This is a genomic window from Streptomyces sp. A1277, from assembly GCF_004795015.1.
Lineage (GTDB): Bacteria > Actinomycetota > Actinomycetes > Streptomycetales > Streptomycetaceae > Streptomyces.
This window is the reverse complement of record NZ_SSBI01000041.1, coordinates 60131-73209: the sequence shown is the minus strand read 5'-3', so window position 1 is coordinate 73209 and position 13079 is coordinate 60131. Positions and strand designations below refer to the sequence as shown.

Below are 13079 nucleotides of genomic sequence, written 5' to 3'. Positions count from 1 at the left end.
GTGAAACCACTCACCCCTGGACCGGTAACCGCCCGGCGCACGCTTCGTGCCCTTCACCCCGACCGGGAGCGACAACCGGTGCCGCAAGGTCCTGATCCCGGCCTCCAAGGAGCGGATGTGCGCGGCCAAGCACCGCCTCGCCAGTGCCCACTGATCATGCGACGCCTTCGTGATCGCCCCCGCGATCCGCGACGACGACACCCCCGTCAACCCACGCTTACGCGAAGCCCACGACTCTGCATCGTGGTCCAAGCCGTCCGCACACCGGGCCTTCAGATCCCGCGACGCCAGCCCACCCTGATGGGCGCCAATGGCCCGCAACACCAGCTCGTCCTGGTCGGTCAGGTACTTGAGACGGCCTCGCACCGCCACCCCGGACGGTCCGGGCACCACGAACGACGCCGCCACCTCCCTCACCGCGCCCACCACCGCACCCCCACCGGCCCAGCCCGTCACCCAGCACAACTACCAACCACCCACCAGGTCACCCAATCGATCCCAGAACCCACATCCTCACGCCATCCACCCGCACCACCATGCTCACTCCCATGCATGACGACTCACTCATACGCACTCTGCCCACCGCAGTTCAGACCCTCCCGGGCGTCCGCCGCCGCCCTTCCGCAGGCGTAGGCAAGCGGGCTGACGAGCTCCTCCACCTCGGGCAGCCAGCGGTTGGCGGTCGTGGGGGAGCGGGCCCACTGCACGGCTCCCGCGCCGCCGACCCGGGTGGGCGGGGCCGTGACGTAGCCGCCCTCGCCGATGGAGCGCAGGCCGATCGCGGCGGCGTTCCACCCGGCCCGGCGCACCAGGTCCTCCACCTTGGCGGCGGCGCCGGGCAGGACGAAGAACTGCATCCGGCGGTCCGGGGTGCGGGTGACGGGACCGAGCGGCAGGCTCATCCGCTCCATCCGGGCGAGCGCCAGGAACCCGGCGGACTCCGGCACGTCGACCGCGTCGAACGCCCGCCCGGTCGGCAACAGGACGGCCGCGCCCGGGTGCTGGGTCCACATCCGGCGGGCCGCCGACCCGCTGCCGGTGGCGCCCTGCGCCCAGTCGGCGCGGGCGGGGTGCGCGCCGGGCGCGGCACAGCCGGCCTCGCCGCACGAGCACCGCTGGGCGCCGTCGACCGCCTCCAGCCAGGTACCGGGGCAGACGTCCCAGTGCCGTTCCTCCGTGTACCGCACGGCCGCGTCGAGCAGCTGCTCGACGCGCTGCCGGGGGACCTGTGCGGCTTCCATGACTCCGATGGGCTCTTCCACGACCAGCTCAACTACAGGCTTCACGAAGAGTTACGGGCGCTCCGGCGCGGTTACCGGCGCCCGCCCCCACGCGCGGGGCGCACGGATGCATGGGCGGGGGCGCGTGGGAGAGGTCCGGGCCGGGGGTGGGTAACTGCTTACGGGACATTCGGACGACGCGGTTCGCGCGGCATTTTAGAAGGGTTGCCGTGATGAATGGGGTGAGTCGCGAGGAAAGTGACCAACACGATGAATCGGCGCATTTCTGAGACATATGTCGGGCAGTGATCCCGTCACCGATCACTGCGGCCTCAGGGGGATACACATGGCAGCCAGACCTCTCGTCGCACGCCAGCCCAACGAACGGCTCCAGGCGCTCATCCAGGAAGCCGGATGCTCCAACGCGGGCCTGGCCCGCCGCGTCAACATGGTGGGGACCGAGCGCGGTCTCGACCTCCGGTACGACAAGACCTCCGTGGCCCGCTGGCTGCGCGGCCAGCAGCCGCGCGGCCGGGCGCCGGGCATCATCGCCGAGGCGCTGGGTCGCAAGCTGGGCCGTACGGTCACGATCGACGAGATCGGCATGGCCAACGGCAAGAACCTGGCCTCGGGCGTCGGCCTCCAGTTCGCGCCGACGGTGATCGGGGCCATCGAGCAGGTCTGCGAGCTGTGGCGCAGCGACGTCGGCCGCCGCGACTTCCTGTCCGGCTCCACGGTCGCCTCGTCCGCGCTGGTGGAGCCCAGCCGGGACTGGCTGATCACCGGCGCGGACCCGCAGGTCGCCCGGTCGGCCGGGTCCCGGGTCGGGATGTCGGACGTGGATGCGGTGCGGGCGACGACGGCCGCGCTGGTCGACCTCGACCACCGGTTCGGCAGCGGGCATGTGCGCCCGGTCCTCGTGCACTACCTCAACAGCGTGGTCTCCGGCCTCCTTTCGGGCGCGTACCGCGAATCGACCGGCCGTCAGCTGTTCGCGGCCGTCGCCCGGCTCACCGAACTGGCCGGGTACATGGCGGTCGACACGGGCCAGCCGGGCCTGGCCCAGCGCTACTACATCCAGGCCCTGCGCCTCGCGCAGGCGGCGGGCGACCGCGCGTACGGCGGCTATGTGCTCGCCGCATCGATGAGCCACCTCGCGGCGCAGCTCGGCAATCCGCGCGAGATCGCGCAGCTGGCGCGGGCCGCCCAGGAGGGGGCGCGCGGCCGGGTCACGCCGAGGGCGGAGGCGATGTTCTACGCGGCGGAGGCGCGCGGCCACGCGCTGCTCGGCGACGTGCGCACCTGCCAGGAGACGTCGGGGCGGGCGCAGGCGGCGCTGGAGCGGGCCGAGCCGGACACCGGGGACGACCCCGACTGGATCGCCCACTTCGACCACGCCTACCTGGCGGACGAGCTGGCGCACTGCCACCGCGACCTGGGCCAGGCCGAGGCCGCGGCGCGCCGGGCGAAGGAGTCGCTGGACGGCCACCCGGAGTCCCGGGCCCGCCGCCGGGGCATCGGCCTGGCGCTGCTGGCCACGGCCCAGGTCCAGCTGCGGGAGGTGGAGCAGGCATGCCACACGGGGACGCGGGCGATGGAGCTGCTGGGCACGGTGCGCTCCAGCCGGGGTGCGGAGTATCTGGACGACCTCCAGCAGCGGCTGCTGCCGTACGGGGACGAGCCGGCGGTACGGGAGTTCGGCGCCCGCCTGGAGCTCCAGGCGGCCTGAAGGCGACCCCGCCGGTGCGACGTGCCCCCTTAACTGCGTCTTAAGGGGGCAGGGTGTTACACCCGAGTCACGGGGTAGTCGAGGGGTCAACGGGCGCTTGGCGAACGGCGGCTGCCACCCGATAGCGTGAGCCGACGATTCCATAGTTGACACGTAGGAGTCCCGGTGACGCAGAGCGGACAGGGTGACGAGCAGCAGCTCCCTGCTGTACGACCCGCACACGAGGGCGTCGTGCTGCCCTCGGACGGCGGCGAGCCCTGGACGCCGGGGGGTGCGGCAGGCCAGGCGGCCCCGGCCGGCGGCCAGCCGTGGGGGCAGCCCTGGGGCCCGCAGGACGGCACCGGCCAGGACGCCTACGGCCAGGACGGGTACGGCCAGGGCCGGCAGCCCTCGTACGACGCCTCCGGACAGCAGGGCCAGTACGGCCGGCAGGACGCGTACGACCAGAACGCGTACGGCCAGGGCGGGCAGCATGGCCAGCAGCCGCCCCCCGCGTACGGCCAGGGCGGGCAGCACGGTCAGCAGCAGTCCCCCGCGTACGGGCAGGGCGGGCAGCACGGTCAGCAGCAGCCCCCCGCGTACGGGCAGGGCGGGCAGCACGGTCAGCCGCCCCCCGCGTACGGGCAGGGCGGGCAGCAGCCCTACGCCCAGCCGCTGCCGCCCGAGGCCGGGCACGGCGCGGGTCCCGGCGGCGACGCCGACGCCACGCAGTACATCGCGCCGATACCCGGTGGCCCGGCACCCGGCGGGCTGCCGCCGGAGAACCCCGCGGAGTCCACCCGGTTCCTGGGCCGCGCCCCGCAGCAGGGCTACCAGCAGCCCGCGCAGGGCGGCCAGGACGCCGACGCGACGCAGTACATCCCGCCGGTGCCCGGCGGCGCCCCGTACGGCATCCGGCCCGGGGCGCCCGGCGAGCGGCAGCCGCCCGCCGAGTTCGACAACCTCTTCCGCAGCGACGAACCCGAGGGCGCCACCCAGCAGATACCCGCGTTCGACCCGGCGCGGCAGCAGCCGTACCAGGCGGGCCCGCCGCAGCAGCAGCAGCAGGCTTACGGGCAGCAGCCGCCGCCCCCGTACACCGGACCGGCGGAGGACCTGCCGCAGGACGGGGACGGTGGGCGGCGCAAGAAGTCCGCGGCGGTTCCGCTGATCGCGGCGGTCGTCGTCGGCTGCGCGGTGATCGGGCTCGGCGCGGGCGCGCTGATGAGCGGCGGCGACGACGACAAGGACAACAAGCAGCCGGTGGCGTCCGCGAGTTCACCGGCCGCCGCCGAGCCGTCCAAGGAGCAGGAGCAGCCGCCGGCCGACCCGGCGAAGCCGCAGGCCGAGGAGCTCGACAAGCTCCTCGCGGACAGCAACAACAGCCGTGCGGCGGTGATCGACGCGGTCGAGAAGACCAAGTCCTGCACCGACCTGGACAAGGCCGTGTCCGACCTGAAGGGCGCCGCGAAGCAGCGCCGCGACCTGGTGACGCGCCTGGAGGGCCTGACGCTCGACAAGCTGCCGAACCACGCGCAGCTGACCACCGCCCTCACCAAGGCGTGGCAGGCGTCCGCGTCCGCCGACGACCATTACGCCGCGTGGGCCAGGCAGGCCAAGAGCAAGAAGGTGTGCAAGGGCGGCCACGCCCGTACGACCTCGCACACCCAGCAGGCGACCGTGAAGAGCGGTGAGGCGAGCAAGGCCAAGCAGCAGGCGGCCGGCCTGTGGAACGCCATCGCGGCCGAGTACGACCTGACGAAGCGCGAGGCCACCGCGCTCTGAGTGGCGGGGTCAGCGGGTCGCGCTGGCGTCGACGAGGGTCCGGGTGACGTCCACGAAGCCCTTCCTCTCGGCGACCAGCCGCCCGTCGCGCACGACCTGGAGGGTCACCTTGCTGTTGACGATGCGCGGATACGACTCCGAGCCGAGCATGTCCTCGTAGCGCCAGCGCAGCACGGGGGTGAGGCCGCCGGTGTCCACGCGCAGGCTCTTGCCGAGGGCAGCGCCCGCCCGGCCTCCTCCTCGTACGAGGTGGCGCCCTCGGCCGCCGGTATGTCGAGCGGGGGCGGACCGGCCGGCCCCGGTGAGGCCGGTGACGGGCTCCCTGGAGCCCCCCGAACCCCCAGGGAGCGTGCCGCAGCCGGACAGCAGCAGGGCCCCCGCCGCCACCGCACCGGTGAGCGTCCTGAAGGGGCGCAGGGAAGGGGGGCGTCGCCGTCCGGTCATGGACCCAGAGCCTTCCCGGCCCCGGGTAACGCCGCGGTGTGCCGCTCGCAACGCCCGGTGACGTCCCGGTGAACGACAGGGGCCTGTCCGGGAAGCCGCAAAGGGAACGTACGATCGACAACCGTGCAGCAAGGTTCCGAGAACTCTTCCCGTCGCGGCCGTCGCTCCTCCACCATGGGCGGCATGCCGCTCAACGACCTTCCGTGGTGGCGCTGGCGCAGCAACGTGCGCTCGGCGCTGCACATGCTCTCCGACCCCGTCTTCCACCACGAGTGCTGGCTGGCCGGCCGGGAGGGATACGGCGACGTCACCGACGCCGTGTACCGCCTGGTCGAGGACACCTGGCTCGACAACTGGTCCGCCGAGAAGTACGTCGGCACCATCTTCCGCGACCCCGGCGAGGCGTCCCTCGTCGACGCCGCGGTGCTGCGGGTGCTGCGCATCATGCACCAGGTCGGCGCGGACGCCCCCGTCTCCGCCTACCTGGAGCACCCCGGCTGGCCGGAGGCGGTCCGGGCCGCCCGCGAGGCCCATGTGCTGCTCGCCACGAACGACGGCGAGGACCCCGACGTGCCGCCGCGCTCCCTGGACGTGCTCCGCATCATGACCAGGACCGCCTGAGCGGCCGCCGGTGTGGCACGCTACGGGGATGACCGCGCCGCAGCCTGCTGACACCGCCCCCGACCAGTACGTCCTCACCCTGTCCTGCCCCGACAAACAGGGCATCGTGCACGCCGTGTCGAGCTATCTCTTCATGACCGGCTGCAACATCGAGGACAGCCAGCAGTTCGGGGACCACGACACGGGTCTGTTCTTCATGCGCGTCCACTTCTCGGCGAGCACCCCGGTGACCGTCGACAAGCTGCGGGCCAGCTTCGCCGCGATCGGCGACTCCTTCGCCATGGACTGGCAGATCCACCGGTCCTCGGAGCGGATGCGGATCGTGCTGATGGTCAGCAAGTTCGGCCACTGCCTCAACGACCTGCTCTTCCGCTCCCGGACCGGCGCGCTGCCGGTCGAGATCGCCGCGGTCGTCTCCAACCACCCGGACTTCGCCGAGCTGGTCGCCTCGTACGACGTGCCCTTCCGGCACATCCCGGTGACCCGGGAGAACAAGCCGCGGGCCGAGGCGGAGGTGCTGGAGCTGGTCCGCGAGGAGAACGTCGAGCTGGTCGTCCTGGCCCGCTACATGCAGGTCCTCTCGGACGACCTGTGCAAGCAGCTGAGCGGCCGGATCATCAACATCCACCACTCGTTCCTGCCGAGCTTCAAGGGCGCCAAGCCCTACCACCAGGCGCACGCGCGCGGCGTGAAGCTCATCGGCGCCACCGCGCACTACGTGACGGCCGACCTGGACGAGGGCCCGATCATCGAGCAGGAGGTCGAGCGCGTCGGCCACGGCGTGACGCCGGACCAGCTCGTCGCCATCGGGCGCGACGTGGAGTGCCAGGCGCTGGCGCGCGCGGTGAAGTGGCACGCGGAACGCCGCATCCTGCTCAACGGCCGCCGCACGGTGGTCTTCGCCTGAGGGCTACAGCCGGCTGAGCGAGGCGGCTGCGAACAGCACGTCCTGGATCGCCTCGCGGTCCCCGCGCTGGCCGGCCGCCGCCTCCACGGGCGGCACGTGCCCCGCCACCAGCCGGCAGAACTCCACACCGTCCAGCGCGACCTGCGCCACCGTGTGGTCGGGGGAGCCGAGGGCGGCGGGGGAGTCCAGCGCGATGTACCAGTCGCCGCCGCCCGAACCCTCGATCTCCAGGTGCAGCGAGCGCCCCGGGGCCCCGGCCGCCACCAGGCGCCGGGCCGGCCCCGCCAGGCCCGACCGGCGCCGCCCCGCCAGCGCGGCCGGCAGCATCCGGACCGCGAGGTCGATCATCCGGTGCAGATGCCCGGCGGACGGCGGCTCGTACGGATAGTCCACCGCCTGCGCGATGTCCCCCGCGTGCACCCAGCACTCGAAGGCCCGGTCCAGCAGCGCGTCCTGCAACGGCAGCGCGAAGTCCCCGTACGACACGGACAGCTCCGAGACGCCGCGCCCCGCGAAGGACACCGTCCGGATCAGCGTGTGGCTCTGCTCGCGCCACGGCTCGCGGACCGCACGCGTGGGCGGGAGCCGGGTGGAGGACCAGTACGTCTCGGTGCGCGGGGCCGGCGCGAGCGGCGGGCCCTCGCCGCCGCGAGGGTGGCTCTCGGCGAGCGGGTCGTCCAGCCCGAGGGCCGCGCTGACCAGGCCGTCCACGGTCAGCAGGTGCCCGATCACCCCGGCGACCGTCGTCCTGCGGTGCACCCCGTGCTCGCCATCGAACCACTTCAGCCGCACCGGCGCATGCCACTCCGCGCTCCCGATGTCCCGCAGCAGCGCGTCGAGCCGCGCCGTCTCCGCGTCGTACGGGGCGGCCCACTCCGGCACCGGGATGGTGGCGGGCCGCCGGCTCAGGCAGTTCTCCAGCACCCGGGACCTGAGCAACGGGTCGAGGTCCAGGCTCCGGTCGGTGTGCAGCAGCCCGACCGCGTCCCGCAGCCGCAGCGCCTCGTCCGCACAGGGCGCGCACTCCGTGAGGTGCGCCTCGACGGCCTCGGTCTCCTCCGCCGAACACGCGGCCAGCGCCCATGCCCCCAGCAGCGCCTGAAGAACGCGGTGCGGCAACACGAGGGCCGGCGGAGCCGGCGGTTCGGGCTCCGATACGGGCTCGGGTTCGGTTTCCGGTACGGGTTCGGGCTCCGATACGGGCTCGGGTCCCGATACGGACTCGGGTCCCGATACCGGCTCGGGTTCCGGTACGGGCTCGGATTCGGTTTCCGGTACGGGTTCGGGCTCCGATACGGACTCGGGTTCCGATACGGGCTCGGGCTCGGGTTCGGGCTCCGGCACCGGCAGGCCGCTCAGCTCGCCGAAGTCGTCCGCGGCGGCCCGGGGCCCCGGTATCCGCCGGGCGCCCCGCACCTCGTCCTCGCGTCCGCCCTCGTCGCGGTCGTCGGTGCCGCCGCTCACAGGGCCCGCCCGTATCCGGGTGGCGGGGCGCCCTCCAGCGGCCGGGTATGGGCGGTGGACAGCAGCTGCAGCCCGAGCCGCAGCCGGCGCCGCGCCTCGTCCTCGGTGACGCCGAGGTCCGTCGCGGTCTGCCGGTAGTCGCGGCGCTGGACGTACGCCAGCTCCAGTGCGGCCCGCAGCGGGGCGGGCATGGACGCCACGATGTAGTCGGCGCGGGCCGCGGCGGTGGCCCGGCGCACCCGCTCCTCCAGCTCCTCCGGATCATCGGGGTCGTCGGCGTCGGCATCGGCCCGGTCCCGCAGCCGCCGGACGGACGCGCGGAGCGTGAGGTGGGCCAGCCAGGACCGCATGGAGCCCTGCTTCGGGTCGTAGGCGTCCGGGTTCTCCCAGACGTGTCCGAAGACCTCGCGGGTGACCAGGTCCGCGGTGTCCTCGTCGTCCAGCATCCGGTTGGCCTGGCTGTGGACGAGGGCGGCGAACCGGTCGTACATCTCGCCGAGGGCGGCCGCCTCGCCGCGGGACAGCCGCTGCTGCATCTTGCGGTCCCAGCGGGGTGGTGCGTTTTTAGCCATGCGACCCCCAGCCCTCTGCCGTCGGAATCTCGTGCCCTGTCCCCCTCGTTCCGTCCGAATGTAGTCGGCGACCCCCGCTGAGCACGCCCCTTTACGGCAAGTACGTCCCCGCGAACGCCCCGGATGGTAGGGAATGCGACCGCGCTCGCCGACGGAATCGGACCCGAAGTGATCATTTCTGGCGGAATCGTTTCCGCGCCGTCCTGCGGCGGCTGGTGTTTCAGGAGGGGCGCGTGGGGGCAGCCGCGAGAGGAGGAACGCAAACTTCCGGATCACCGGGTTCCCCCGGTATCCCCGGAACGAGAGGCCCAGTCGCGTGACCCTGAAAGTCTCGGAGACCGAGCGGGGCGGGTGGACCGTGCTGCACATAGGCGGCGAGCTGGACCTGCTGACCTCACCCACCGTGCGTCAGTCCGTGCACGACGTGGTGGCCGTGGGCCGCCACGATGTCGTGCTCGACCTCTCCGGAGTCCGGTTCTGCGACTCCAGCGGCGTCGGGGTGCTCATCGCGCTGCGCCGCCTGATGCGTTCCTGCGGGGGCCGGCTGCGGCTGATCCTGCCGGCCCGGGGCGCGGAGGAGGGCTCCCACGTCAACCGCGTGCTCGCCGCGCTCGGCGTGCGCCGGCTGTTCGAGGTCTACCCCGACTGGGACGCGGCCGTCGACGAGGAGGCCGAGCCGATCACGGCCTGAAACGGTCGCCGGCGGCGGAGAGCACCCGAAGTGACACGTGACGCCTCCCGGCGTCGTACGCTCCCCGCATGGACAGCGCAGAGTATGAGCGCAAGATCGCCTTCCGCTTCGCCGCCTTCGACCAGGACGGCAACGGATACATCGATCGCGCGGATTTCAACGCCGCTGCGGCCCGTCTGCTCACCGAGTTCGGTACGACGGCCCGCTGCGACAAGGGGCAGGCGCTCTACGGCGGCGCCGAGGCGTTCTGGCAGGGCATGGCGGGCATCGCCGACGTGGACGGCGACCAGCGCGTCACCCGCGAGGAGTTCGTGGGCGGCGCGGTGAAACGGCTCCGCGACAACCCGGAGCGGTTCGCGGAGATCGCCCGCCCCTTCCTGCGCGCGGCGCTCGCGGTGGCGGCGGGCCCGGCGGACGACGGCCGCGCGTCCGTGCCCGCGGTGGAGCGTGCGCTCAAGGTCCTGGGCGCGAGCCCCGACGCGGCGGCGTTCGCCGCGCAGAGCCTGGACGTGGACCGGGACGGCGGGGTCGTGGAGGACGACGCGGTTGCCGCGCTCGCGGCGTACGTGACGGTGATCGAACCGGGCCCTTGAGGCGGCGGGGCCCTTGGGCGGGCGGCACCCTTGGGCTTGCCCCGGTGAGGGGCGCGGGGTTCCGTCCTCAATCGCCGGACGGGCTGGGTCCGTGCGGGTCGCTCCGCGGGGTGCGCTGTCCACCCACGGGCCGGGGCGCGCCTTCAAGCCCGTCCGGCGCTTGAGGACGGACCCCTCACCCGGGGGCCCCGAACCGCTCCCGCAGCCGGTACTTCAGGACCTTCCGCAACGCCCCGTGCCGCGGCAGCTCCGCGACCACCTCCAGCTGCTCCGGCAGCTTGTGGACCGCGAGCCCCGCCCCCCGCAGGTGCCCCGTCAGTTCGGCCAGGCTGAGGCGCGCCGCGCCCGGCGGCTGCTCGATCACCGCGCACACCCGCTCGCCCCGCTCCGGGTCCGGCAGCCCGATGACCGCCGCGTCACCGACCAAGGGGTGCGCCGCGAGCAGGTCCTCGATCTCCTTCGCCGAAATGTTCTCGCCCTTGCGGATGATGACGTCCTTCAGCCGCCCCGTGAGCACCAGGTGCCCGCTGGGCAGCAGGTGCCCGAGGTCGCCCGTGACCAGGAACCCGTCCGCGTCGAACGCGGCGGCGGTCGCCCGGGGATCGACGTACCCCCGGCAGACCGCCTCGCCCCGCAGCCGTATCTCCCCGTCCACCCCGCACGGCACCACCGCACCGGCCGCGTCGGTGATCCGGATCTCCATGCCGGGGGGCGGCAGCCCCTCCGTGCCGGCGAGGTGGTCCACCGTGTCGTCGGGCGCGCCCATGGTGATCATCGGGACCTCGGTCATGCCGTAGCCGTGGGTCAGCTGGACGCCCATCTCCCGGACGACCGCGTGGTACAGCTCCGGCGGCTTCGGCGCACCCCCGCCGGCGAGCAGCCGCAGGGTGGGAACGACCGGCGCCCCCGGCGCCGCCCGCTGGGCGGCGAGCAGCATCGAGTAGAACGCCGTCGACCCCCCCGCGACGGTCACCCCGTGCCGCCGGTACCCCGCCAGGGCCTCCGGCATCGTGAAGTGCTCGAACAGCACCGCGGGGAGCCCGTACAGGAGGAGCATGACCGCGTAGTCGGGCCCGCCGACATGGGCGAACGGGAACGCGATCGAGCCGACGTCGGAGGCGGACAGGCGCAAGGCGTGGGCGAGGCAGGAGCCGGCCGCGATGAGGCTGCGGTCGGTGTGGAGGACCCCCTTGGGGTCGGACGTGGTGCCCGAGGTCCAGTAGATCCAGCGCACGGCGGCCCCGTCGGACGGCGGCGCGGGCAAGGACGCGGGGTCGCCGTCCGGCAGCGCCCCGTACGCCTCGAAGACGCGCGGCGGGCGGTCGAGGCCGGTCGCGAGCCGGGCGGCCATCTCCGTGTGGTCGAAGCCCCGCCACGTGCCGGGCACCGCGAAGAACTCCGCCCGGGACTCGCGCAGCGCGAACCCCGTCTCGCGGTCGCGGTAGAAGGGGATGACGGGGCTCTGCACCGCGCCGATCCGGGTCAGCGCGAAGGACAGGAGGACCGTCTCCAGGCGGGTGGGCAGCTGCCAGGCGACGACGGTGCCGGGGCGGACGCCCGCCGCGTACAGACCGGCCGCCACCCGCTCGGCGCGGCGGCGCAGGGCACCGAAGGTGAGGACGCGTTCGTCCTGGAGCAGGAACGGCCGGTCGGGCGTCAGCGCGGCCCGGCGTTCGACGAGCTCCCAGAAGGTCCCCGAGGCGCTCAGGGCGTGTGCGGTCTCGTTCACGGCGAACCCCTCACAGCTGACGGCCTGTCAGATTCTGTCGAGAGCGTAGGGCTCCGCGCCTTGTCGGTCCAGGGGTGCGGCGCTAGCCTGACGGCAGCAATCTGACGGGTCATCAGAAAACGCGTGCCGCGTCGAAGGGGACACCATGACGGAACTGCCTCGGATCGTCAGCGTCGACGACCATGTGATCGAGCCGCCGCACCTGTTCTCGACGTGGCTGCCCGCCAGGTACCGCGACCGGGGTCCGCAGCCGCTGACGGCGGGGATCGGGGAGCTCGCGTACGTCGGCGGCAAGTACGTCATCACGATGGACCCGGACGGCCCGCCGGCCGACTGGTGGATCTACGAGGACCTCAAGTTCCCGTACAAGCGGAACATCGCGGCCGTGGGCTTCGACCGGGACGACATGACGCTGGAGGGGATCACCCGGGCGCAGATGCGGCGCGGCTGCTGGGACCCGGTGGAGCGGCTGAGGGACATGGACCTCAACCACGTCGAGGCGAGCCTCTGCTTCCCGACCTTCCCGCGCTTCTGCGGGCAGACCTTCGCCGAGGCGCACGACAAGGAGGTCGCGCTCGCCTGCGTGCGCGCGTACAACGACTGGATGGTCGAGGAGTGGTGCGGGGACAGCGGCGGCCGGCTCATCCCGCTGTGCATCATCCCGCTCTGGGACATCGGCCTCGCGGTCGCGGAGATCAAGCGGAACGCGGCGCGCGGGGTGCGGGCGGTGACGTTCTCGGAGATCCCGACCCACCTCGGGCTGCCGTCGATCCACAGCGGTTACTGGGACCCGTTCTTCGCCGTCTGCGAGGAGACCGGCACGGTCGTGAACATGCACATCGGGTCCAGTTCGCAGATGCCCGCCGCGTCCCCCGACGCCCCGCCCGCCGTACAGGCGTCGCTCTCGTTCAACAACGCGATGGCCTCGATGATGGACTTCCTCTTCAGCGGTGTGCTGGTCAGGTTCCCGACGCTGAAACTGGCGTACAGCGAGGGCCAGATGGGCTGGATCCCGTACGCCCTGGAGCGCGCGGACGACGTGTGGGAGGAGCACCGGGCGTGGGGCGGGGTGCGCGATCTGATCCCCGAGCCGCCGTCCACGTACTACTACCGGCAGATCTTCTGCTGCTTCTTCCGCGACAAGCACGGCGTCGCCTCGCTCGACGTCGTGGGCCGGGACAACGCCACCTTCGAGACGGACTACCCGCACGTCGACTCGACCTTCCCGCACACCAAGGAGGTCGCCCTCGACCACGTCAAGGGGCTGGACGAGGAGACCGTCTACAAACTGATGCGCGGAAACGCGATCCGGATGCTCGGCCTGGACCTCGACAAGTAGGCCCGC

General features: G+C 72.9%; 11 protein-coding genes and 2 pseudogenes. 7 read left to right on the top strand and 6 right to left on the bottom strand.

Annotation, left to right across the window (positions count from 1 at the left end):
• Both E6R18_RS35020 and E6R18_RS24845 read right to left on the bottom strand, forming a co-directional pair.
• A pseudogene (locus E6R18_RS35020) lies at window positions 1-426 on the bottom strand (IS200/IS605 family accessory protein TnpB-related protein); the annotation flags it as partial.
• Between the two features lie 134 nt (window positions 427-560).
• The gene (locus tag E6R18_RS24845) at window positions 561-1241 is read right to left on the bottom strand and encodes a bifunctional DNA primase/polymerase (RefSeq protein ID WP_136319125.1); all 681 of its coding nucleotides are present in this window, start codon (window positions 1239-1241) and stop codon (window positions 561-563) included.
• Window positions 1242-1566: 325 nt separating this feature from the next.
• Between E6R18_RS24845 and E6R18_RS24840 the strand changes: the two genes are divergently transcribed.
• Both E6R18_RS24840 and E6R18_RS24835 read left to right on the top strand, forming a co-directional pair.
• Window positions 1567-2949 (top strand): transcriptional regulator, encoded by a 1383-nt coding sequence (locus tag E6R18_RS24840; protein WP_136319124.1) that lies wholly within the window; start codon window positions 1567-1569, stop codon window positions 2947-2949.
• Between the two features lie 165 nt (window positions 2950-3114).
• Complete coding sequence (locus tag E6R18_RS24835; RefSeq protein WP_240799843.1) at window positions 3115-4713, top strand: hypothetical protein; 1599 nt, start codon at window positions 3115-3117, stop codon at window positions 4711-4713.
• A gap of 9 nt (window positions 4714-4722) precedes the next feature.
• Here the strand turns inward: E6R18_RS24835 and E6R18_RS24830 are convergent.
• Window positions 4723-4911 (bottom strand): annotated as a pseudogene (locus E6R18_RS24830) (hypothetical protein); the annotation flags it as partial.
• 429 nt (window positions 4912-5340) lie between these two features.
• Between E6R18_RS24830 and E6R18_RS24820 the strand changes: the two are divergent.
• Together E6R18_RS24820 and purU are read left to right on the top strand one after the other, a co-directional pair.
• Window positions 5341-5778 (top strand): hypothetical protein, encoded by a 438-nt coding sequence (locus E6R18_RS24820; RefSeq protein WP_240799842.1) that lies wholly within the window; start codon window positions 5341-5343, stop codon window positions 5776-5778.
• 28 nt (window positions 5779-5806) lie between these two features.
• Window positions 5807-6685 carry a formyltetrahydrofolate deformylase gene (purU, locus tag E6R18_RS24815; RefSeq protein WP_136319121.1) on the top strand — a complete coding sequence of 293 codons (879 nt, stop codon included), beginning with the start codon at window positions 5807-5809 and terminating at the stop codon, window positions 6683-6685.
• 3 nt (window positions 6686-6688) lie between these two features.
• Here purU and E6R18_RS24810 read toward each other — a convergent pair whose 3' ends face one another.
• Together E6R18_RS24810 and E6R18_RS24805 are read right to left on the bottom strand one after the other, a co-directional pair.
• Window positions 6689-8149, bottom strand: coding sequence for a zf-HC2 domain-containing protein (locus E6R18_RS24810; protein ID WP_136319120.1), 1461 nt, complete (start codon window positions 8147-8149; stop codon window positions 6689-6691).
• Window positions 8146-8721, bottom strand: coding sequence for a sigma-70 family RNA polymerase sigma factor (locus E6R18_RS24805; RefSeq protein ID WP_136319119.1), 576 nt, complete (start codon window positions 8719-8721; stop codon window positions 8146-8148). The genes E6R18_RS24810 and E6R18_RS24805 overlap by 4 nt, the downstream gene beginning before the upstream one ends.
• A gap of 316 nt (window positions 8722-9037) precedes the next feature.
• On the opposite strand from E6R18_RS24805, the gene E6R18_RS24800 reads away from it, so the two are divergent.
• Window positions 9038-9412: an STAS domain-containing protein gene (locus E6R18_RS24800; protein ID WP_136319118.1), complete on the top strand. Its 375-nt coding sequence runs from the start codon at window positions 9038-9040 to the stop codon at window positions 9410-9412.
• 68 nt (window positions 9413-9480) lie between these two features.
• On the top strand, window positions 9481-10005 hold the full coding sequence (locus tag E6R18_RS24795; RefSeq protein WP_136319117.1) for an EF-hand domain-containing protein: 525 nt from the start codon (window positions 9481-9483) through the stop codon (window positions 10003-10005).
• Between the two features lie 175 nt (window positions 10006-10180).
• Here E6R18_RS24795 and E6R18_RS24790 read toward each other — a convergent pair whose 3' ends face one another.
• A complete protein-coding gene (locus E6R18_RS24790) occupies window positions 10181-11734 on the bottom strand; it encodes an AMP-binding protein (RefSeq protein ID WP_136319116.1) in 1554 nt (517 codons plus the stop codon).
• 145 nt (window positions 11735-11879) lie between these two features.
• Here E6R18_RS24790 and E6R18_RS24785 point away from each other — a divergent pair, with 145 nt between their 5' ends.
• Window positions 11880-13073 (top strand): amidohydrolase family protein, encoded by a 1194-nt coding sequence (locus E6R18_RS24785; RefSeq protein ID WP_136319115.1) that lies wholly within the window; start codon window positions 11880-11882, stop codon window positions 13071-13073.
• The last annotated feature ends 6 nt before the right edge of the window (window positions 13074-13079 follow it).

What these genes read in the sequence shown, in the direction of transcription:
- E6R18_RS24785 (WP_136319115.1), top strand. Translation starts at nt 11,880, where the DNA reads ATGACGGAACTGCCTCGGATCGTCAGCGTCGACGACCATGTGATCGAG.
- purU (WP_136319121.1), top strand. Translation starts at nt 5,807, where the DNA reads ATGACCGCGCCGCAGCCTGCTGACACCGCCCCCGACCAGTACGTCCTC.
- E6R18_RS24845 (WP_136319125.1), bottom strand. Translation starts at nt 1,241, where the DNA reads ATGGAAGCCGCACAGGTCCCCCGGCAGCGCGTCGAGCAGCTGCTCGAC.
- E6R18_RS24840 (WP_136319124.1), top strand. Translation starts at nt 1,567, where the DNA reads ATGGCAGCCAGACCTCTCGTCGCACGCCAGCCCAACGAACGGCTCCAG.
- E6R18_RS24805 (WP_136319119.1), bottom strand. Translation starts at nt 8,721, where the DNA reads ATGGCTAAAAACGCACCACCCCGCTGGGACCGCAAGATGCAGCAGCGG.
- E6R18_RS24795 (WP_136319117.1), top strand. Translation starts at nt 9,481, where the DNA reads ATGGACAGCGCAGAGTATGAGCGCAAGATCGCCTTCCGCTTCGCCGCC.
- E6R18_RS24820 (WP_240799842.1), top strand. Translation starts at nt 5,341, where the DNA reads ATGCCGCTCAACGACCTTCCGTGGTGGCGCTGGCGCAGCAACGTGCGC.